Here is a 21,085-nt window from a genome sequence, read left to right on the forward strand (position 1 = left end):
ACGTGAGTTCTGCGTAAGAAAATGAGAAAGGGTTTTCTAAAAATAGAAATTCCTACAATTTAAGAATTGGTTCATAATAAATCACTGACGTTAAGTCTCAAACTTTAAACGTTCCATTATTCAAACTTATAGAAAATCAATCAATAAGTAACATTATAAAATTCTAATTCCAGGAAACTGTTTAAATTCTTTCAAAATCTGGTGGGAAATTTTAGTTTTCATATCCCTTCTTCCCCTAACGTGAGTTAAATATCTTAGAGAAAAAAGGATTCCTCCGTCTTCCAACGAAAGATATACAATCGGAGAGGTTTTTCCCAGACGAACCAAATAATTTTTAGAAAGTTCCTGAAGAGTATAATCAATCTCTCCTTGATCTATGATGGCGTTATTACGGATAATTCCGTTTAAAAGCTCTTCTGCCTTTTCAAAATCGGAATCATAGGGAATTTTAACTCTCATTTCATCCCATACGTAATCCATCTTGTCTTTTACAACAATTACCTGGCGTAATATTACAAAATGATTTGGAAAATGGACAAGACGGTTCGTAGATTGATCCGACTTAGGATCGGAAGAAATTTCCATCAAAGTAAAACGATTCATTCCTATATTGATAACGTCTCCTCTAACCCCTTCGATTTCAATACGATCCCCTACTTCAAAACCATTACTTCCGTGGATAAAAAACCAACCCACAAAGTTGAGCGTAATATCCTTTAAAGAAATGACAATACCGGCCCCGGCCAAACCCATTACGGTCGGAAGATAAGAAAGACCCGAAAAAACTACTGGTAAAAGAATTACCAAACCCAAAACCACAAAGGACATCCGAGCCATTTTTCTACGGTTATAACGAGAAGTGACGTCTAATGTAGGTTTAAAAAAATCGAGAACTACTATGATAACTTTATAAGAAAGAATTAAAAAAATAATAAAATATACGATAAGAATCAATTCTTCGGAAAGACTTCTTTCCTTGGTTTTCAGAAGTATAAACGGATTGATACCCTGAAAAAAATTGATTACAAATTCCATTGAATACCTTTTTGTTTATGAATTGCTAATATAATATCTTCTGAATCTACAGGAATATCAAAAACGGGAGAACCGGGACTTTTCAAAAGAACAAAACGAATCGAACCACCCACGTTTTTTTTATCGTGAAGCATATGTTTGGCGAGTTGTTTAGATTTTAATTTAGTCTGAAATGGAAGCCCGTAACGTTTCAGAGACTCTATCGTTTCTTTTGTAGTGACAGAATCGAGTCCAGAGTACTGTTCGCTTAACAATAACGCCGTCACAAGACCAATCGCAACCGCCTCTCCATGAGAATATTTTTTATATTTCGTAACGGATTCGATAGCATGAGCCGTAGTATGCCCTAAATTTAAAATTTTACGAAGTCCGGTTTCTTTTTCGTCGTTCGAAACCACGTTCGCTTTAAAACGAACCGACTCGGCGATCAAGTAAGGAAGAATCTTAGAATTTACATTCAAATCTTTGAATGAATGGGCCTTCACCTTTTCCCAGTATTCTCCTCCAGAAAGAAGTGAATGTTTGATAACTTCCGCTTGACCACATCTCCATTCCCGATCCGAAAGAGTGGACAAAACAGACAAAGGAGCAAACACAAACTCTGGTTGATAAAAGGAACCGATCATATTCTTTCCGAAATCTGCGTTTACCGCAACTTTTCCACCTACAGAAGAATCCACACACGCAAGTAGAGTTGTAGGAATTTGAACAAATCGGATTCCCCTCAAATAAGTAGAAGCGATAAAACCGGCAAAGTCTCCAACAACTCCGCCCCCAAATGCGAGAATCAAAGACTTACGATCCGCACCGTATTCAATCAATTGATTATATACTTCTCCGGTTCGATTGATGTGTTTGGACTTTTCTCCTCCTTTGATATAAATCGTTTTGATGGGAAGAGACGATAATTCCCTTTCTAAATATTTGGAATAAATAGAATGAATCGATCTTTCAGTAATTAAAAAGACAGAAGTGATTCCTGGAAGTTTTGCAATCTCTTCCGACAAACCGGAAAGATCCGAATGGAGATGAACCGGAACAGACTTGTGTTCCGTATTTACCGGAATGGTTTCGATAAGACTCATTTTTTTTCTGATACCCAGATACTTTTGATAAACGGCGCAGATTTAAAACCACCTTCTAAAAGAAAGGATTTGATGTCTGGCCTAAGATCCATTTCTCGAATTGCCGCCGAAGAAAAATAGCCGAAACCAGTGATTGCCTTTTCGTTCAAATTGAGTTCCGGAACTTCCTTTTTGACGTTCACAGAAAAAACGAGTTGAATGAGATGCCTTTTCCCGCCGGGTTCTATGGATTCATTTAAAAGTAAAAAAGAAGCCGATTTCATTTCAAGAGAAAGTTCTTCTTTTAGTTCTCTTTTAAGTGCGTCTTCTGCACTTTCTCCAAATTCGATCCCACCCCCTGGTAAAAGCCAGTAATAGGAGTCTTTTTTCTTTTGCTGGATGAGTAGAATTTCGTTTTGAGAATTTTCGATTAGAGCCGCGACTCTAACACGCAGTCCCTTCTTTTTAAAGAAAAAATCCATTCTATTTAGATTGTCGTCCTTTGATCTTGATTTGGAAATCTTAACTTATCCGTCAAAAGTCTGTTCCAAAACCTATTTTGTACGTAATACCAAAATGAGAAATTTGCTCTAACTGAAGCTAATTTATTTCTATAACACTCTTTTTGCAAACACATAAGGAAATTTTGATATACCTATCCATCCGCCAGTTCCGGGCGTTTTCATTGGTTTCAAAATTTGTCCTTCGTTTTTTGATCCGGAAATTTTAGGGAACTCTTAGAATTCCAAAAGAATGATCATCCTATCAAATGTCTGCATAAAATCGTTGTTTTGCGACTTTCATCAAATCAAAATTAGAGCTTCTTTATTTTAAAGTAGTTCGACGTCAACTTATCCGTAAAAAGCTGAATGTGGGAACTCATACAAATCACAATTTTACAAATAAACTCTAAAAAAACGTAGAAACTACCGCAAACTAAGTCCTTTTTCGAATTCTATTATAAAGTTCCTTGGCAGCATTTTGTTCGGCAGATTTTTTACTCACACCGGAACCAATTGCTTCCCATTGATCCCGAATTTTGACCACCACCTGAAACGTCTTTGCATGATCCGGACCTGATTCCGATTTAATTCTATATATAGGGAGAATTTTAAAGTGTTTTTGGGAATATTCTTGCAATTGGGTTTTATAATCTCTAACGGATTCCTCTTTTTCAGGATTTTCGACAAATTCAAATAAATGTCTAAGAATAAATTTTTCGGCGACCTCGAAACCTTGATCTAAATAAATCGCACCTACAAGAGATTCAAAAAGATTTGCGGAAAGTTTACGTCTACCTTTTCCTAGAGAATTTTTTTCCCCCTTTCCTAAAAGAAGATATTCAGCAAGTTCCAACTTTTCAGAGATCGAATTTAAGATTGGAGTGGAAACGATCCTAGATTTGATCCGAGACAATTCTCCTTCATTTGCTTTTGGATATTTTTGAAAAAGAGAACGAGCGGCTACAAGACCCAAAACTGAATCGCCTAAAAATTCAAGACGTTCGTTATCTTCTAAAATTTCTTCGTTCTCGTTTTTATAAGAACTATGAATAAACGCGGTATTATAATATTCTACTTTTGAAAACTTGATCCCGATCTTTTTGGAAAGTTTTTGAAGATTAAGAACCCTTTCCGGGTCTTTTAGAGAAGAATGAGGTTGTGCTTTCTTAAAGCTCAAAGGAAAGAAAAAGAATTCCGAGTTCCGTGAAGAACCCGGAAAATCTCAAACGATTAAGACTTGAGGTTGTCGATGAACTTAGTTACATCCCCGACAGTTTGAATTTTTTCAGCGTCTTCGTCAGAGATTTCGATTCCGAATTCTTCTTCGAGAGCCATTACTAATTCAACCGTGTCCAAAGAGTCTGCACCGAGGTCATCGATGAAGTGAGCCTCAGGTGTAACTTCAGATTCATCCACTCCAAGTTGTTCTACAATAATAGATTTAACCTTTTCAAAGTCTGCCATTGTTTCCTCCGTACCACATTTAGGTGGTATGATGATTTTTTGTTAGATTTAGATAGGCGGATATAAAATCCACCGAATTTTATAGATTTAATTCTGAAAATATTTGGCAAGCCAATATACTTTTTTTTAGAAAAAAACTCCTTTAAAATGATAATTCGTTTTTGTTTTTTAAATCGGTTTTGATCGAATTGAATGTAACGTAGAGAAAGATTCATAAAATGTTTCCCTACAATTCAGACTTTAAGAATCAAACATTTTGCAAATGAAAGTTTCAATTTTTAAAATTCTTAAATCCGATTGTATCTTTCCAAAATAATTCTTTATCCTACATTTTATTCCAAAAAAGAAAAAACCCAAAAAGGAAAAATGTTTTTCTTTAAAGAAAAAAGAATAAGATCAAATTAGAATTAGATTTTTTTCGAACAAATGAAAGGAAATATAAGAGTTGAGATTCTTTCACTATTTTAGAATGAAAGAATCTTTTAAAACTTTAAATTCTTAAGCTGTTGCTCCAGGTAAAAAACCTCCGCCATTTACTTCAATCACCTGGCCGGTGATAAAAGAAGAAATATCGGAAGCCAAAAATGCGATGGTGTTAGCAATATCTTCCGGTTGGCCCGCTCTTTTTAAGGGAATCGCCGCAACCATGGCAGCTCTAATTTTTTCAGGAATCGCATCCGTCATTTCAGTGGCAATAAAGCCAGGTGCAATTGCATTACAACGAACCTTGCGAGAAGCCATTTCCAACGCTACCGCTTTTGTAAAACCAATCACTCCCGCTTTAGACGCGGAATAATTGGTTTGTCCTATATTTCCGTTTACCCCAGCAATGGATGATAGATTGATGATGGATCCTCCATTTGGATTTTTCATCATAAACTTAATAGCTGCTTGTGTACAATTAAAAGTTCCAGTAAGGTTTACTGCAATTACGGCGTCCCATTGTTCTTTTTTCATTCTCATAAGAAGAGTATCTTTTGTAATACCTGCATTGTTTACAAGAATGTCTACAGATCCAAATTCATCTACACATGCTTGAATCGCTTTTGCAGCAGAATCTGCATCTGCAACGTTGGTTCCGACTCCGATCGCCTTTACGCCGGCCTGTTTTGAAATTTCATCCGCGGTTGCTTTGCTAGATTCTTCGTTTAAGTCCGCGATTACTAAATTTGCTCCCGCTTTTGCAAGAGTTAAAGCCGTTGATTTTCCGATCCCACGAGCAGCTCCGGTGACTACGGCGTTTTTTCCTTTTAAATCGATCATAATTCTTTCCTATTCGGGTTCTCTGCAGCTAAAGTATTTTGTTCGAATTTTGGGTCAAGGGAGTTTTCCAACTTTTAACTTACATGCGACAGAACGGACGTTCTAATTATATTCAACTAAAATCATTTATTACACACATTCTATTGAAATCGTTTTTTAAAGTCTCTTGTAAGACCATAAAAATAAGATACAACTTTTGTGATTTTCTTTTTTATATGAGTTCGGTCTAAGTGAATCCATCTTTTATAGTTTCATTTTTTTGTAATAAAGTTATATGTGGGAACTCTTACAAATTGATTTTACGGTTAAACCCTGAAAATGTAGAGAACCCAATGACTACAAAAATAGATTTATCTAATTTGTAAGACCTCTGTTTTGTAAAACTCATCAAATTGATTGATTTTAAAGAATTTTAGATGAAGATAGAAAATTAAGTTGTGATTTGGATCATTTTACATGGACGTGGAAGATCCAAAATATTCTCGAATTAACTTTTGAGTCAAGTCTTCGTCTTTCCAATTCATAAAAGGAAACCCGTATAAGGTATTTCGATATTCCTTTAATACAAATGGATATCTAGTTTTAAAATTTCCATTTCCTAAAAAGGTAAAATCCAAAATTACCTTCCAACGTTGTTTTGTCCAAATTTCTTCTTCGCTTAACAATCGAACCTCGTAATAAAAACGATCCAATTCTTTGTTCGGAAGAGATACTGAAATTTCTTCTATATATTCTTTATAACCTTGCGGCAAAAGACGAACATAATGTCCGGGAAAACCCTTTCCAGGTAATCTCGCTAAAAAAGGATCAGTGATTCCCAAAAGATCGACCCAGTGAATTTGAGGACCTCCATAAAATCCGGCTAACCCTACATTTGTAGTGACCCTAACCTGTTGAATTTCTTCTAATAATTTAAAAGTTTGAACCTCTTTTGATTCTTTCCATAAAACTTGTTTTCTATCAAATAAGTTTAAACTTGAATTTGGAGATTTTAAACGATTCTCAGATGAAACTCGAATAGCATACTGAGCCCAAGGATGAGTTTCTGGTGTAACTCCTTCAGCCCAATGTTTTAAGGAAGAATTGTCATGATACGAAGCCCTTTCGTCTACAACTCCGTTTTCTACTTGAACCGGAGTTCTTTGAAACATATAACGAAATGGAGAAAGAGGATATACAAAAAAATAAATTAAAATGATTACAAATAAAAGTTTATCCCAAAAACAAAATAAGCCTTTCCAACTTGAAAATTTTAGTTTATTAAATTCTAATTTAGGAAAAGTACATAAAGAATTTTGAATATTTAAATTTGAATTTTCAAAATGTAAGACAAAAAAAACACTCTGCGAAAAAACGGAAACGATCAAACAGGTCCCCAAAAATCTTCCCGCCATAAAATCTCCACCTATCCAGAGAAGATAAAACAATACAATGGAAATAGAACCAAGACTTATCCATAAAATTCCTTTTTCTTTTTCGGATAAGATCCATTCTATTTTTGTAAATCGTTTTAGAATTGGCCCGGAAAACACCCAAAATATGTGTAACCCAAATACGCAAATAATTATCGGATCCCATTTTAGACTGATTCTGATATAATTCCATCCGGCAAAAATCCTTTCAGAAAAAGAGAACAACACATTTGTTTTTGCGTAGTAAGTATTTGGCAGCAACGAACCAAAATATATGATAGAAAATGCTAAATAGCCTAACCAAAAAAATATTCCTAAAAATGAATATTTTAAAAATTGAATTTTTTGCTTTTTAAAAATTCTCCAAAAGAGAACACACCCGGGCAAAATTAGAAATAATACCAAGTCTAAACGTGTTAAAAGTAATAGAGCCGTCAAAAGTCCGATTTTATAAGAATCGATCTTTACATTTTCTTGTTTTGAATTTAAATACAAAGAATAGAATTTTATTTCGAAAAGTAGCAAAAGTAAGAACGAAAGCGGATTTTCCAATCCAGAAGTATTATAATCTATGAATGTTCTAGATGAAAAAAACACTCCCAAAGAAACAACAATCAATCCGAACGTATTGCGAAACTTTGAAAAAGTAAAACAATAAACGAATATAAAAAGAATTCCACATAGATAAGAAAGTAAATACGCAGAAATCGAAATTTCCCGAATGACCCATTGTATAGGTATCAATAAAAAGAGCCAAAGAGGATGTGTGTAAACTTGAACCCTTTCTAAAGGATTCCAACGTAGTCCATATCCGTTTAGAAAATTATCCACAACCCGAAACGTTATGAATGAATCGTCGCTCAACCATGAACTGTGATAAAATAATATTGAATGTATAAAAAATAGTAAAAGTAAGAAGATAATTTTGTCGGAAACTCTTTTGGGAAAGTAGCTTTCCGATAAGTTCATTTTTTAAGAATGGCGTTTGTGAAGTTCTTCTACAATTTCTTGCAGAGAAAGTCCTTGTTCTACTAATAAAACCTGCAAATGAAAAAGTAAATCTGCTACTTCGTGTGTAAGTTCTTTTTTATCCGAATTTTTTGCGGCGATGATTACCTCTCCAGCTTCTTCTCCTACTTTTTTGAGAATTCGGTCAACTCCTCCTCGAAACAAGTCCGCTGTATAAGATTTATCGGGAAGGTCCTGCTTTCTTTTTTTGAGTATGTTTTCCAACTGTAACAAAAATTCCATGAACCGTTTCCTTTCTAAAATCTGCTTCTAGTTTTCCCAACCTTCGATTCTCCGACAACCGTATTTTTAGAGTTCTTCTTAAAGAAAACGCTGGCTAAAACGTTGATTCAAAAGTCTGATGATAGAGAATGAAAAAACTATTCTATACTTTTAATTTTTCTGAGCAATTCTTATGGGAGTTCCCACATTTCAAAAACAGGCGGCTCCATAATCAAAGATTAAGATTTTACAGTAAAAGCGCATTTGCGATACAGGAGTTCCTACAAACAAGTCAAAAAATTTTTTATTTGCAAAAGTATGATTTTATGGATTGTCGCAGAAATTCAGCGCTACGACTTTCTATACTCAGAACCTCATTTCTGGTTGTAAATCGTTGGATAAAAATTTTATCTTTTTGGAATTTTATTGTATTCTATACCTTCTTTTCTTTCCCAATTGCAGCCGAAATTCAATGGGAAAAATCAGTCCAAATCGCATTCGAAAAAGCAAAGAATAACAATAAACCGATCTTTATAGACGTATATGCGGATTGGTGCGGTTATTGTAAAACTCTCAAGACAGAAATTTATCCTAAGAAAGAGGTTCAGCTCGAACTTTCCAAATTTGTCGCTCTTTCCTTAGACGGAGATAAGTTTCCAAATTTAAAACGCAAATACGGAATCAAAGGTTATCCTTCAATTCTCTTTTTAGATCGAAACGGTAGTTTGATCGATAAGATTACCGGCATGCCTGACTCCAAGATGATTCTCAAATCTTTGAAAAATGCTTACGTTCGTAGAAATCTTGAGAATGAATATTTGGAAAATTTAACAAAAGATCCACAAGGTATCCAAACCAATTTCCAGGCCGGAGTTTATTATTTTGAAGCAAAAGAATACTCTAAGGCAATTCAGTTTTTTCAAAAAGCAATTGATTCAAATGATTCCAAAAATCCTGAAAAAAAACACGATGCTTTATTTAATTTAGGAATTTCTTATTTAGAGATCGGAAACTTCAAATTGGCAATCACAACTTTTAACTCTTATCTTTCTAAATATCCAAATGGAGATCTTACCTCAATTCTTTTCTTTCGTGCAAACGCATATGAAGAACTAAATCTAAAAGAAGAAGCAAAAGCCGATTATAAAAAAGTTCTAGAACTTACACTCGACCCGGATGAAAAACAAGATCTTCAAATAAGAATCGATTCTTTAAATTAGATTTTTTTTATATATGATCTTTTTGTTTTTCTTTAACTCTAGAAAATTAATTTCTTTGGTTTTTACTCAGAACTTACATAATAAAATATCTATTTCATAGTTTACGCTTTCATGATATGACTTTAAAAAAAGAAAATCTGGGCGAATAAAAAAACTCAATGCAACAACGTTCTACAATCGAAACATAATAATAGCTCTTTCGCATTGGATTCTACCGAACATGCGTGAAATGATGCTTTGTCACAACATTTAAGGACACTTAATTTTCTAGAGACAAGTAAAAGTACAATTTTAGTCTACGGATTTATGTAAAATTAACTTGAAGTATATTTCTCATATTTCGTTCAATATACTGGGAGTAAAAATTTAATTTCAAGAAGCAAAAGGTTCAAAACCGCAAATTCAGTATTGTTGCGAATATACGAAAGACTTTATAAATCAGGTCTTCGGCTAATTCTGTCCAGTTGACTATAATCATTTAAAAATTCAGTGGCCGTCGACTTTATATGCTTAACAAGCCCCGATTCCAAAAAAGAACTATGAAATATCTTTTTGATTTTGTAAGAGTATTCATCATCTTCCATTGGGTTAACAAATAATACTTCTCTAAGAGAAATATTATCCTGCAAACCGGAAGAAAGTAGATATTTAAAATGAATATCTGTTTCTGGTATCGAAAAACCAATAATAATCAGTCTTGTAGCCTTTGAAATTGCAGTAATCGCGCTTTCCCATACGTATTGCAATGGACCTGAGAATGATTTTTGCCACGTAGGAGGTAAAAGAATTCTACCACCCTTTGACTCAGATGCATCATCATAATTACGATATGCTTGTATAATTAGTCCACTCGAACCGGACTTTTCCTTCCAATTTAGTGATCCATGCAATTTTAAAACTTTTATACCAGTGTCAGCATTATATAGTTCCGGAGGAATATTAGCACCTCTTAAACCGTAATCTACTTTATAACCTAAATTCCAAATGCAATTCTCTAAAATAGTATCATAATTAAACGACAAAAAAGTATTATTAGAAATTACGTTCTTCTTTCTGAATATGCCAAGCATGTTTCCAACGTAAAAATCATAACTATCACATGAGTATAGATTGGACATTGTATTGTATCCAACTTCTGCTTTCAAAATAGATTTTGGTAGTTTAATAGCAAATTCTTTACTTAGAGATAGTTCGATATTTTTCCGCACCAAGGTTTTTTCACAGTAATTTAAAGTAGCTGCGATACTTTCAACGATTGCTTTATTAAAATCATAGGATTGTTTTGCTGCTGCTAATGAAAATAACTGTTCTATATCTTCAATATTGATATTAACTCGATAAGCTGCACTTGCAGCTTTCAGCCTAAAATCAAAAACATCGCTAATATGCTTGATTGATGCTGAACCTTGATTTGTTTCTAACCATTCTGCGGCTTCCCTCATTCTAAAAAGGAAGTCTTTTGTCAAAGGCATGTTTGCATCTTTAGAGAAGCCTGCGCCCAACACATACACATTGTTATTATTATATATCTGATTCATTTATTAAATTATTTAACCAATCCGGCCGGCTTAGATATGAATTTTAAACAAGAGTTTTCATTACGAAATGTTCATCTGTAAGCTTAACGGATACAAAATATATTCAAGATCAAACAAATAAAACTAATTTTTCTAAATAAGAAGATTCGCTTCACCAAAATTTGGTAGAATATAAAATCCATAAAATTTACCAGAGATGTGAAATTGAGAAAATAATTAGATTATTTTATATAAAAGGAAACTTCACACAGGCATCTTTCGTGAAACATAAAAAAGAAGCCATTGAAAAGGAGACTTTAAAGAAGCGTGTAGTAAAGTCTTAATGTCTCCTTTCAAAACCTTTAAGAGAAAGCCTCTTTTTTACCAAGTCTTATAATATAATTTATAGAGGTTGGTAGAAAACACTGAATTTTACGATGCCGATTTACTTTGGAAAAGCTCTTTTAAAGATCAATTCAAATATATGCAGAATATTACAATTAAGGCATTCGCCATTCTTTTATATCCAAACTAATAATTCCTGATTAGGATTCTGGCTTGATTACACAATTGCTGCATATGGATTCAATTCATTCGGTTCTCTTAAACCAAAACAGATATAAACAACCTCATCAGCTTTAGCTTCAAAGTTAGGAGAAGATTTCATTAATGTCTTATAACAATATTAGAGTTGTTGAAAAATTCCATAGTTCAATTGAATAAACTGCTTCAATTGACCGTTTCCATGAAACAGAAATGGATGGAGAATTAATTTTTCAACAACTCTATTCATAATTTACTCGACATGCGTAACTGGTGACATCAATAATATTTCCATTTGGATCAACTATCTTCCTGTGCAGCAACTCGTTCCATCAAGAAACATTTAATTTTTTTGCTCTATTTATATGTATCTCCTATATCAATGAAAACTATTGATTTAACAACGATTGAGGAAGTATTTTCTGAATTAAGTCCTGCAAATATACGCTGGGATGAACCATTCTTATCTAAGTATATTTTCAGAGGCCAAGCAAACGAGAGTTGGCAATTAATACCTAAGGCTATCAGAAAAGGAACTAAGTTTTATACTGATGATCGAACTCGGAAAGGAGTTCCACTAAACCAAAGGACAGTAAGAGATCAGATTGAACTTGAATTCAATCTAATATATCAATTTATCGAATACAGTAATTTGTCAGGCCTTTATACACCGAATGATCACTCTGTATTGAAAGAAGTTGAATTCACAAATTTTATCGATTATTTAAATCAGCTTGGCCGGGGCACTATACCTTGGCCAGCAAAAGAATACCATCCGATTCTTGCAATGGCACAGCATTATAATCTACCCACATGCCTTTTAGATTTCACTCTAAATCCTTTTGTTGCTTTATATTTTGGAGCTAAAAGTTCACTTCAACTTCGTCGATATAATGACTCAAAATTTTCGGTCTATGCGGTCAATGTAGACTTACCCATGCTTACGATTGGAGATCATAAAGCTTGGTGGCCAGAAGAGAAAGAGCTTTTTGCGAGTCAGATGAAAAGTCGAACTCGATATCAATTTATTCAAAGCACATCATATTCAAATCAAAACCAGACTGCACAAAAGGGCGTTTTTTTAGGATTAATTAGAGAAAATAGAAATCCCAATGGATCAGTAGAGATATTATCTGTAGAAAATTACATTAACCCTGTAGAGAAAGACGATGAATTTATTCTAAAGTTTAATATTGAAAAAAAAATTGCCGGTAGAATTCTAAAAATACTTTCTAAATACTCTATAGACGCCTTACATTTATTCCCTGGCCTTTACGGTATTAGCGAATTTATTAAAGAAAAGGAATTATGGGCTCCAAAATGGTAAACCTTCTTAAGTTTGATCCGAAATTATAGTTAGCGTCGTAAGACTTAATAAGAACCGTTATCAGAATATTCGTATGCTTCATACCAATATTGTCCTAAAGGATCTCTCTCTTGAGAATTTTTCAATCAGTTTTGTGAATTAATACACAAGGAAACCATAATGACTGATAAAAAATCTATCCCAAGAAAAATACAGAAATTAGCCTATCAAGAAGTTGGATTAAAATGTGCCATTTGCTCGGAAGATGATATAACTACGCTTGGAATTCATCATATTGATTCTTAAGAATGGGTGGTGGACATGATTTAAAAAACTTTTTATTACTTTGTAGCAATTGTTACACCAAAGCAACCTAAAATTATCGAACCTTCAGTTGGCTATCTACTAAAAATTCTTGAACGAATTTTTGCCCCTCTAACATATTCGGTTCCCAAATACAAGTAGGCTGAGGTCGAAAACCAAGTAGCGCGTCCCGGTTGTATAAGAAACATGGATGCTCTTCATTTTTCCAAACAGAATGAAAAACGAGGTAACTATTACTAAGCTCAAGTTCGTCGAGTAATTCTAAATTTTTACCGTAAATAAGAAATTTAGTATACGACTTCTGATGATCGACTAATGGAACTAAATTAAAAGTTAGGAACGAAGGAAAGAAAGTAAAAGCCATCGAAATCCAACCAAGTGCCGTAGACGTTTGATATGGATAGTAGTTTATTGCTATGATATAATAATCAATTTTGTCTTTTTGAATTTTTAAATACTTAGACGTAAAAATCAATTCATAAAGCATGTCTGATTGTGAAGTTTTACCACTAAACTCTGCCTCAATAAATTTATGATTCGCAAGCATGTGATAGTCAATTTGCTTTGGGTAATCCTCTCGGAAAGGGATAGTTGTTAAATCTTTACCAATACCAAATAATTTCAAAAGATCTTTATTGGAACGCGAAAAGGCGACAATTCGCTTTACTGGACGACGATAACCTCCTCTTGGCCTAAACAATTCGTGAAGTGCATTTTCTGTCTGTCCAAGGTATAAAAACCTTACGGTATATTCGTAATCGTTAAATCCGACAAGAGCGATAACTTTCTTAGAATCAACTACTTGATTATCCTTACTTAAGGATTTATTTTTATTGATCGCAAAATAAGAGTAACAATTATTGAAAGATAAAAGTACAAAGAAAATTATCAAATTTCGTAGTAATTGAAACTTCATATATTCTAAGATTAACATTAAAATCATTAGTAGTGATATTCTAAAAAACTGAATTGTCCCGTCATTCCTTTCTACTAAGAACTACATAATAAAATACCTGTTTCATAGTTTACACTTTAATGATATGAATTTAAAAAAAATCTGGGCGAATAAAAAAACTCAATGCAACAACGTTCTACGATCGAAACATAATAATAGCTTTTTCGCATTGGATTTATCGAACATACGTTAGATATGATTCCCTAAGTCGTAGAATGCTCTAAAACCATATGTATACGCTTGATTCAACAGTAGTCTAAGTGCAAACAAAGGAAGAAGAACCAGATACAAGAAGACCGGCTTAACGGCTTTTATCTATCTTTCAGAAAAGTTGGAAAGAAAACGGATTGGAACTCTTTTTTTACTCATCGCGATTAAGAGCAATTGCTTTCTTTACTTCTATTTCAAACACGAAGGCAGATAAATTAGACCTTTACTCGTAGAACAACTTCCTTACTCTACTCCGTTACACAGACCAAGGATATCCTTGGCTCTTGGAGTTTTTAAGAACCATCGTTTCGTAAATTACAGTGTTAAATCCAAAGACGCTTGTTACAAGTTAACAAAGAATTATTGCCGCAAGAATGAAATTCACAATCAAGTTGTAGAAGGAAATTATTGTTTAGTCAAGACCGCGTTCTCTGCTTACGGATACATTCGACCTGAATTCAGTCAGTTGTATTTGGATGAGTTCAGTTTCTTGAAGAATGCGAATGTTCTTGGACTCGATTCTCTGGGGAGTAGACCGATCAGTAGAAAATCTTAAGAATTATTCCGATGAGTTTTGGCGGAAGATTTCGATTAACTCATTCATCTTTAAACAATTCATCCGTAAATCTAGAATCAGCCACCAGTCTACTTTCCAAAAGATTAAAACCAACTCTTCTAAAATAAGGTTTTAACATTTTGAGGTATTGTTTTTTAGTTCTTATGTAGGCATAAGGATCTTCAAAATAAATATCTTTTTTCATTCGAATATAATCGTCTTTAGTCGGAACCGAAAAATAAAGATACTTTACAATTTTATGAAGTTTCTCAAAGACGGGTTTAAGATCTCCCTGGATGTATTGAACGACTGAATTACAAATTCCTAAATCAAAAGGAAGATGAACAAAATAAGAAAGATCTAATTCTTGAACCGTTGTGTTCAAAACTGAAATATTCCAAGCCCTGATCCATTTTTGAGCAAGTAATTCATCAAGCATCTGTTCAGACGGATCGATCGCCATGATTCTTCCTGGTTTGAAAATTTTCACCATTTCTTTTAGTAGAATTGCTTTCCCGAATCCGAAATCCGCAATCGAATTGACGTTGATTTCCATTAAATTTAGAATTGATTTCGCATAACGTGCATGTTCTTGTGCATTAAACGTTGCGTCTACATCTGTTCCAGAACCGTATATATCTTTCCAGTATGCCATTTCAAACGGAAGACCGTTGGCTCCTAAGGTCAAATCATCAGAAAATTCTTGTTTTTTATTTGGTTTTCCGAATTTCAATTTTATTTACAACTGTTCTACAGCTAAAATTAATTATTAGAGTTGTTAAAAAATTCCATAGTGCAGATTAACAAAACTATTTCAATCGACCGTTTCCATAAAACAGAAACAGACAGAGAATTAATTTTTCAACAATTCTATTTATCAAAAGTCTGATTTGCAAGAATTACTTTCTAAAACATAGAATCTATTTGCAGCTTTAAAATAATCACTGATTACAAATCTCACTCTATCCCACAAAGACCATAAAAGTTAAATTATAAGTTTCCACTTTATAGATTCTCCTTTGGAAAATGATTATAAAAAGATAAACTATTAGAATTATTAAAAAATTAATTTCTTCCGCTTTTCTATTAAAACGAATGGATAAAATTATTTTCAAAGAACCTATTCTGGACTCAAAGTAGAAGAAAACATTCCAATTAAAAAACGATTTAGACTTTGCTCACCCGTCTTTGATAAAAGGCCAGATTTCGCTTTTTCGACCCGGATTTTTACCTGAGTATTTTCCTTTTGCTCCGAAATAACCTTCATTAGAAATGCCTTAATTAAAATCTGTTCCCCAGATAAAAAAATAAAAAGAGAATTTTTTATGGTATAACGTTTAAGCATTTCTCTTTTATCCGCAAGCCAGATTTCTTCTAAAAACAAATAGTCTCGATTCCTCCATTCCGTCGGCCTGACAAACACAAGTTTTTGTTTGGAATGAAAATACACGTAAGACGAAACCGCTAAGTCTGCGTAAATTTTTTCGTCATTTCGAATTACTTCCCTATTTTTTAAATTTACCAGATCTTTTATGAATGTATCTAGTTTTACCGAGTTAATTCCGGTGATAGGTTTAACAGAAAAATACGCGGATACAAGAAGGACTATAATCAAAACAGTACTCGCCGTTATTGTGTTTAGTTCTTTTTCGGACTTTAAAAGAAAATTTCCTAAATACAAAATCAAAAACAACGGTCCAAAGTTTAAAAGATATTTCCAAAGAAGTTTATAAAAATTTTCGAAAGAATTTTTTCCATAAAATCCTGTTAGAATCAAAACGGCCAAAAGAGCTAAAAAAATTCCTAAATAAACGAGTAACACAAGTTGGGGAATGTTTCTTCTTTTAAAAAAAACGGATTGGTGCTTTTTTCTCTCTCGAATTCCTACCGTTCCAGCCTTGATTATGAAAATCGTAATCCCCACAAAAAAAACTGTGAAGTGGGAAAAAAAACTTCCGAGTATGCAAACGATTAGTAGAAATATGTCCCCCAACGTTTCCATTCTAAATGCTAGAAAAAGTATCAATAAAAAAAACAGACTAAAAAGTTCCGGATAAAACGCCAAAGGTATAGAATACGTCAAAGGTGTGATCGCGGATAAATAACAGAGAAGATAATGATTCGGTTTCCATTTTTCCCTTTGAAGAGTAAAACCTATACAATGGATTCCGAGTGAAAAAATAAATGCAGAAAGAGAAAAGAAAGACGTGGTATAGTTTAGTCCAGTGACTGATTTCCAAAGATTTAAAACTAAAAAAGGAAGTGGTGGTTGATCGGAAAAAAATTTTCCCTCTTCTGTTAAGGAACGTAAATTGGCGAGTATCTCCATCGCTTCCGGATTTAAAGGTTCCCCGAACCAGTTATAAAGTACAGAGAGAATGACTGCAAGACCGGTTGCAGATAGGAAAAGGAAGATTGGGTTGGCTTTGTTACTTCTTTCTAAATCCATAGGGCCCGTAGTTTTTGCGGAAATCAGAGCAAGGATAAAAATTTGGGTGAAATTCTACCAACACATTTTGAAGTAACAATGAGAACCTCGAATCGGGACAGAATTTATGGAAAATAAAAATCATATCCTATACGACAAATCCGGCAAACCATCCAAAGAACCGGCTTGGATTTTTAGAACCTACGCGGGGCATACGAACGCGAGAGAATCCAACGAACTTTTTAGAAAAAACCTTTCTAAAGGTCAGACAGGTCTTTCGATCGCCTTCGACCTTGCTACTCAATGCGGTTATAGTTCCGATCATCCTATCGCAAAACCCGAAATCGGTAAAGTGGGAGTTCCGATCAATACCCTGGAAGATTTTAGAATCTTATTCAACCAGATTCCAATCGAAGAGATGAATACCTCGATGACAATTAACGGTACTTCCATGTATCTTTTGTCTCTTTACGTGGCTCTCGCCCAAGAAAGAGGAGTAGACGTTTCGCTTCTTCAAGGCACCACTCAAAACGACATCATCAAAGAATATCTCGCCAGAGGAACGTATATCTTTCCTCCCGCTCAATCCATCCGAATCATAGTAGATATGTATGAATACTGTCTCAAAAACATTCCGAAATGGAATCCGTCTAACATCTGTTCGTATCATTTACAAGAAGCAGGTGCAACTCCAGTCCAGGAACTTGCATTCGCCCTTGCAACCGCAATGGCAATCTTAGACGCGATCAAAGAAAGAAACTGTTTTACTCCAGACGAGTTCGAACAATGTGTGGGGAGAATTTCTTTCTTTGTTAACGCGGGAATTCGTTTCGTGGAAGAAATGTGCAAGATGCGCGCATTCACCGATATGTGGGACGAGATCACAAGAGATCGTTATGGTGTAAAACAAGATAAATACCGTCGCTTTCGTTACGGAGTTCAAGTTAATTCTCTCGGTCTTACAGAAGAACAACCGGAAAATAACGCTTGGAGAATTCTCATAGAAGCGTTAGGCGTCACCATGAGCCGAGACGCTCGTTGTAGAGCTCTTCAACTTCCCGCTTGGAACGAAGCACTTTCTCTTCCGAGGCCTTGGGATCAACAATGGTCTCTCAGATTACAACAGGTTCTCGCTTATGAAACGGATCTTCTCGAATACCCAGATCTATTCGAAGGTTCTAAAGTTGTAGAGAGCAAAGTAAAAGAACTCAAAGAAGAAGCCTACAAAGAGATTCAGAAAATTTTAGACATGGGCGGAGCGATCCAAGCGATTGAAAACGGTTACATGAAGTCCCAACTTGTAAAGTCTCAAGCAGAACGTCTTGCAAAAATTAACAACAACGAAATGGTAATTGTAGGTAAGAACAAATGGACCGAAGGTATTGCTTCTCCATTGATGACAGATCAAGACGGAGGAGTTTTTAAAGTAGATTCTAAGTCTGCGGAAGAAACTTTAGAAGTTCTTGCAAAAGTAAAATCTAATCGAGACACAAATCAAGTAAAAGCCGTTCTAGCACAATTAGAAGCAGACGCAAAAGCTGGTAAGAATTTAATGCACGCTTCCATCGAATGCGCCAAAGTTGGTATTTCCACTGGAGAATGGGCGGACATTCTGAGATCAGTGTTCGGTGAATATAGACCTGCTACCGGTGTAGAAGGTCAAAAACTCAATCTCGAATCTGAAAAGGTAACACGTGTTAGGGGAAAGGTAGATTCGTTTTTAAAAACGAACGGTTCCAGACCTAAAATCGTAGTCAGCAAACCTGGGTTAGACGGTCATTCTAATGGAGCCGAGATGATTGCAGTTTCCGCTAAACATGCTGGTTTTGACGTGATTTATTCTGGTATTCGTTTAACTCCGGAAGAAATCGTTCAAACCGCGGTGGAAGAAAACGCGGACGTGATTGGTGTTTCTATTCTTTCCGGTTCTCATTTGGAGTTGGCGGAACAAATTTTTAATGAATTAAAACACTACAAAGCAAATATTCCGGTCGTATTCGGAGGAATCATTCCTCCTTCCGATTTCGACGCACTTACAAAACTCGGCGTGAAGGCGATCTTTACTCCGAAAGACTACGATTTGATGGACGTGATGGAAAGAATCATAGATATCATCTCCAAAGCTGTAAGGGCCGCATAACGCGTTTTTGTTTCGAACATAGTCGTGAAACATCGCAAAGAAGATCTCGCAGAACTCATCGAAGAGGCGCGGGTGGGAGAAAAATTTCCTCTCGCAAAACTCATCTCTGGTTTAGAAAGACCGAATTCTTTTGAGTTTAGAAAAAATCTTTTCGAGACTCTTGGTTCTCTTGGTTTAAATGGAAGTCATTCCTTAACCGTTGGTTTTACCGGAACTCCAGGCGCGGGAAAGTCTTCTTTGCTTGGTGAATTGGCGACTCAGTTTTTGAAATCGGATAGCGGAGAGACAATGGCAATCGTCGCAATTGATCCCTCCAGTCATATTTCCGGTGGTTCCTTGTTAGGCGATCGTACTCGGCTTTCCCTTCCCGCACGCGAGAAACGAATCTACTTCCGTTCACAACCTAGTCAGTTAGAACTAGGTGGGGTTAATCCTTATACGTACCACGTTATTCGTCTTCTTCGTTGTTTTTTTCGTTTCGTTTTTATCGAAACCGTTGGGATCGGTCAAAACGAGATCGAAGTTTCTAAACTTACTGATCTTTCTTTTCTCGTTTTACAGCCGTTAGGTGGAGATCAGATTCAATTTATGAAAAGTGGAATCATGGAAGTTCCAGATTCTTTTATTCTCAACAAATGTGACGAAGAAATTCTTGCTAACTCCAGTTATCACATGTTGATTTCTACATTAGAATTTTTAAAAGAAGTTATGCCAGGTAATCGACTCCCTCCCGTTTTTAAAACTTCTACTAAAACGAAACAAGGAATTCAAGATCTTTTAGATTTTATCCGTTCTGCAAAACCTATCATGGATCGTTCACAAGAAACCACTCTTCAACTGAAAAAATGGATCAAAAGCGAATTCGGCAATTTCGGCTTGAAGACCATCGAAAATCTTCCTTTCCCCTATCCTTCAGACTTTGAAACCTTAGAAGAAATCGCTCTGGAAATGATTCGTAAGAATCTACTACTTTAGTTGATCGTTTCGATTTCTCTTGTGCATAATTTAAATGTAGTCTAAATTTCTTTTAGAAAGTAGTAATTCCTACATCTCTTCTTTTGTTATTAAAATATTAAAATTCTTTCATATAAAATCTGGAAGTCTAAGAATCTAATTCCTGTAAATAGTATGGGTATTTGTCTGTCATCGGGTTTGGTTCAAATTGTAATTCTCTTGAAATGAGATTTTGTCTCCTGTTGATCTTCCAAGTCATTTCGTAAGTCCAGTGAAAGCTAGGAACTCCCCGGTTTAAACTTTTCACAAAAAAATCCTCCTTGTCCTCCAACCAAAGCATGTAATTAAAAAGATAACACCTCGAAACCCCATGAGCCGCCGCCAACACACCTAAGGTCACCCAAACACCAGTATGAACCCGAATACTAAACTTTTTCATTTTGCCAACGTCCCGATTGTATTTGATTTTACCCGCCCGGTTATGAAGACGTTTCATAGAAGCGATCTGCTTAGAATATTTTCTCAATAGAAAAGGAAGTTTGCCCCGAAGTGCTTTTCTTTCCTGAAGATTCAAACGATTCCAATAAACATCTGGAACCAAAAGAGAATCTGTACCAACAGAATCTTCTACCAAAGCAGACTCAATTTTTTGACCGTCGTCCAATAAAAGAATGTCCATACCAGAAACGGTTCTTAGAACTTTCCAAGCGGAATGGTTTATAGAAAAAATTTTGAATCAAACATAGATTTTAATTTAGTATATTCTAAATTCCAAGTCCAAATACACTCTTAACAAAACGTGGTAGTTCCCACAAATTAAGTCACATTACAAATTCTTAAATATTTATTTTTTGTATGAGTTTCAACATTTTAAGAATTGATCCACAAAGTTCAGACCCAAACTTTTTTAGAAAAATGAAATTCCTTACGCCAAACTTACGTTATTTATCCCCTTTCTAGG

At 34.7% G+C, this 21,085-nt stretch carries 18 protein-coding genes; 5 read left to right on the forward strand and 13 right to left on the reverse strand.

The window, feature by feature from the left end; translation table 11 throughout:
* Positions 1-153: 153 nt before the first annotated feature.
* The 8 genes from LEP1GSC059_RS08930 to hisE all read right to left on the reverse strand — a co-directional run bounded on the left by LEP1GSC059_RS08930 (position 154) and on the right by hisE (position 7,992).
* Complete coding sequence (locus LEP1GSC059_RS08930) at positions 154-1,035, reverse strand: mechanosensitive ion channel family protein (protein WP_002179922.1); 882 nt, start codon at positions 1,033-1,035, stop codon at positions 154-156.
* Positions 1,023-2,120 carry a 3-dehydroquinate synthase gene (gene aroB, locus LEP1GSC059_RS08935; protein WP_002179768.1) on the reverse strand — a complete coding sequence of 366 codons (1,098 nt, stop codon included), beginning with the start codon at positions 2,118-2,120 and terminating at the stop codon, positions 1,023-1,025. Before aroB ends, LEP1GSC059_RS08930 begins: the two co-directional genes overlap by 13 nt.
* Positions 2,117-2,581 (reverse strand): NUDIX domain-containing protein, encoded by a 465-nt coding sequence (locus LEP1GSC059_RS08940; protein WP_002179702.1) that lies wholly within the window; start codon positions 2,579-2,581, stop codon positions 2,117-2,119. Before LEP1GSC059_RS08940 ends, aroB begins: the two co-directional genes overlap by 4 nt.
* Positions 2,582-3,035: 454 nt before the next feature.
* The gene (gene rnc, locus LEP1GSC059_RS08945; RefSeq protein WP_002179962.1) at positions 3,036-3,779 is read right to left on the reverse strand and encodes a ribonuclease III; all 744 of its coding nucleotides are present in this window, start codon (positions 3,777-3,779) and stop codon (positions 3,036-3,038) included.
* 53 nt (positions 3,780-3,832) lie between these two features.
* A complete protein-coding gene (gene acpP / locus LEP1GSC059_RS08950; RefSeq protein WP_000753030.1) occupies positions 3,833-4,066 on the reverse strand; it encodes an acyl carrier protein in 234 nt (77 codons plus the stop codon).
* Between the two features lie 498 nt (positions 4,067-4,564).
* Entirely contained in the window at positions 4,565-5,329 is a 765-nt protein-coding gene (gene fabG / locus LEP1GSC059_RS08955; protein ID WP_002179721.1) for a 3-oxoacyl-[acyl-carrier-protein] reductase, read from the reverse strand.
* Positions 5,330-5,781: 452 nt separating this feature from the next.
* A complete protein-coding gene (locus LEP1GSC059_RS08960; RefSeq protein ID WP_017213522.1) occupies positions 5,782-7,710 on the reverse strand; it encodes a hypothetical protein in 1,929 nt (642 codons plus the stop codon).
* A 3-nt stretch (positions 7,711-7,713) separates the two neighbouring features.
* Positions 7,714-7,992: a phosphoribosyl-ATP diphosphatase gene (gene hisE, locus LEP1GSC059_RS08965; RefSeq protein ID WP_000394955.1), complete on the reverse strand. Its 279-nt coding sequence runs from the start codon at positions 7,990-7,992 to the stop codon at positions 7,714-7,716.
* A 128-nt stretch (positions 7,993-8,120) separates the two neighbouring features.
* On the opposite strand from hisE, the gene LEP1GSC059_RS08970 reads away from it, so the two are divergent.
* Entirely contained in the window at positions 8,121-9,191 is a 1,071-nt protein-coding gene (locus LEP1GSC059_RS08970) for a thioredoxin domain-containing protein (protein ID WP_036057387.1), read from the forward strand.
* Between the two features lie 431 nt (positions 9,192-9,622).
* On the opposite strand, the gene LEP1GSC059_RS08975 is transcribed toward LEP1GSC059_RS08970, so the two are convergent.
* Complete coding sequence (locus LEP1GSC059_RS08975) at positions 9,623-10,729, reverse strand: SIR2 family protein (RefSeq protein WP_017213520.1); 1,107 nt, start codon at positions 10,727-10,729, stop codon at positions 9,623-9,625.
* Between the two features lie 817 nt (positions 10,730-11,546).
* On the opposite strand from LEP1GSC059_RS08975, the gene LEP1GSC059_RS08980 reads away from it, so the two are divergent.
* Both LEP1GSC059_RS08980 and LEP1GSC059_RS24535 read left to right on the forward strand, forming a co-directional pair.
* A complete protein-coding gene (locus tag LEP1GSC059_RS08980) occupies positions 11,547-12,578 on the forward strand; it encodes an FRG domain-containing protein (protein WP_036057389.1) in 1,032 nt (343 codons plus the stop codon).
* Between the two features lie 159 nt (positions 12,579-12,737).
* Positions 12,738-12,863: a hypothetical protein gene (locus LEP1GSC059_RS24535; protein WP_020980720.1), complete on the forward strand. Its 126-nt coding sequence runs from the start codon at positions 12,738-12,740 to the stop codon at positions 12,861-12,863.
* Positions 12,864-12,936: 73 nt separating this feature from the next.
* Here LEP1GSC059_RS24535 and LEP1GSC059_RS08985 read toward each other — a convergent pair whose 3' ends face one another.
* From LEP1GSC059_RS08985 to LEP1GSC059_RS08995, 3 genes are all read right to left on the reverse strand, one after another.
* Positions 12,937-13,773 (reverse strand): Lp29 family lipoprotein, encoded by an 837-nt coding sequence (locus LEP1GSC059_RS08985; protein ID WP_235592099.1) that lies wholly within the window; start codon positions 13,771-13,773, stop codon positions 12,937-12,939.
* 869 nt (positions 13,774-14,642) lie between these two features.
* Positions 14,643-15,335 (reverse strand): class I SAM-dependent methyltransferase, encoded by a 693-nt coding sequence (locus LEP1GSC059_RS08990; RefSeq protein WP_017213516.1) that lies wholly within the window; start codon positions 15,333-15,335, stop codon positions 14,643-14,645.
* A gap of 387 nt (positions 15,336-15,722) precedes the next feature.
* Positions 15,723-17,051, reverse strand: a complete 1,329-nt coding sequence (locus LEP1GSC059_RS08995; protein ID WP_017213515.1) for a hypothetical protein — start codon at positions 17,049-17,051, stop codon at positions 15,723-15,725.
* A gap of 106 nt (positions 17,052-17,157) precedes the next feature.
* Here LEP1GSC059_RS08995 and LEP1GSC059_RS09000 point away from each other — a divergent pair, with 106 nt between their 5' ends.
* Both LEP1GSC059_RS09000 and LEP1GSC059_RS09005 read left to right on the forward strand, forming a co-directional pair.
* Positions 17,158-19,170: a methylmalonyl-CoA mutase family protein gene (locus tag LEP1GSC059_RS09000; RefSeq protein WP_017213514.1), complete on the forward strand. Its 2,013-nt coding sequence runs from the start codon at positions 17,158-17,160 to the stop codon at positions 19,168-19,170.
* 24 nt (positions 19,171-19,194) lie between these two features.
* The gene (locus tag LEP1GSC059_RS09005; RefSeq protein ID WP_017213513.1) at positions 19,195-20,145 is read left to right on the forward strand and encodes a P-loop NTPase family protein; all 951 of its coding nucleotides are present in this window, start codon (positions 19,195-19,197) and stop codon (positions 20,143-20,145) included.
* Between the two features lie 127 nt (positions 20,146-20,272).
* Here the strand turns inward: LEP1GSC059_RS09005 and LEP1GSC059_RS09010 are convergent, their stop codons facing one another.
* Positions 20,273-20,803 carry a DUF1564 domain-containing protein gene (locus tag LEP1GSC059_RS09010; RefSeq protein ID WP_017213512.1) on the reverse strand — a complete coding sequence of 177 codons (531 nt, stop codon included), beginning with the start codon at positions 20,801-20,803 and terminating at the stop codon, positions 20,273-20,275.
* Positions 20,804-21,085 lie beyond the last annotated feature (282 nt).

It is taken from the genome of Leptospira noguchii serovar Panama str. CZ214 (genome assembly GCF_000306255.2).
Classification (GTDB): domain Bacteria; phylum Spirochaetota; class Leptospiria; order Leptospirales; family Leptospiraceae; genus Leptospira; species Leptospira noguchii.

What these genes read in the sequence shown, in the direction of transcription:
- LEP1GSC059_RS08930 (WP_002179922.1), bottom strand. Translation starts at nt 1,035, where the DNA reads ATGGAATTTGTAATCAATTTTTTTCAGGGTATCAATCCGTTTATACTT.
- aroB (WP_002179768.1), bottom strand. Translation starts at nt 2,120, where the DNA reads ATGAGTCTTATCGAAACCATTCCGGTAAATACGGAACACAAGTCTGTT.
- LEP1GSC059_RS08940 (WP_002179702.1), bottom strand. Translation starts at nt 2,581, where the DNA reads ATGGATTTTTTCTTTAAAAAGAAGGGACTGCGTGTTAGAGTCGCGGCT.
- acpP (WP_000753030.1), bottom strand. Translation starts at nt 4,066, where the DNA reads ATGGCAGACTTTGAAAAGGTTAAATCTATTATTGTAGAACAACTTGGA.
- fabG (WP_002179721.1), bottom strand. Translation starts at nt 5,329, where the DNA reads ATGATCGATTTAAAAGGAAAAAACGCCGTAGTCACCGGAGCTGCTCGT.
- LEP1GSC059_RS08960 (WP_017213522.1), bottom strand. Translation starts at nt 7,710, where the DNA reads ATGAACTTATCGGAAAGCTACTTTCCCAAAAGAGTTTCCGACAAAATT.
- hisE (WP_000394955.1), bottom strand. Translation starts at nt 7,992, where the DNA reads ATGGAATTTTTGTTACAGTTGGAAAACATACTCAAAAAAAGAAAGCAG.
- LEP1GSC059_RS08970 (WP_036057387.1), top strand. Translation starts at nt 8,121, where the DNA reads ATGAAAAAACTATTCTATACTTTTAATTTTTCTGAGCAATTCTTATGG.
- LEP1GSC059_RS08975 (WP_017213520.1), bottom strand. Translation starts at nt 10,729, where the DNA reads ATGAATCAGATATATAATAATAACAATGTGTATGTGTTGGGCGCAGGC.
- LEP1GSC059_RS24535 (WP_020980720.1), top strand. Translation starts at nt 12,738, where the DNA reads ATGACTGATAAAAAATCTATCCCAAGAAAAATACAGAAATTAGCCTAT.
- LEP1GSC059_RS08995 (WP_017213515.1), bottom strand. Translation starts at nt 17,051, where the DNA reads ATGGATTTAGAAAGAAGTAACAAAGCCAACCCAATCTTCCTTTTCCTA.
- LEP1GSC059_RS09000 (WP_017213514.1), top strand. Translation starts at nt 17,158, where the DNA reads ATGGAAAATAAAAATCATATCCTATACGACAAATCCGGCAAACCATCC.
- LEP1GSC059_RS09010 (WP_017213512.1), bottom strand. Translation starts at nt 20,803, where the DNA reads ATGGACATTCTTTTATTGGACGACGGTCAAAAAATTGAGTCTGCTTTG.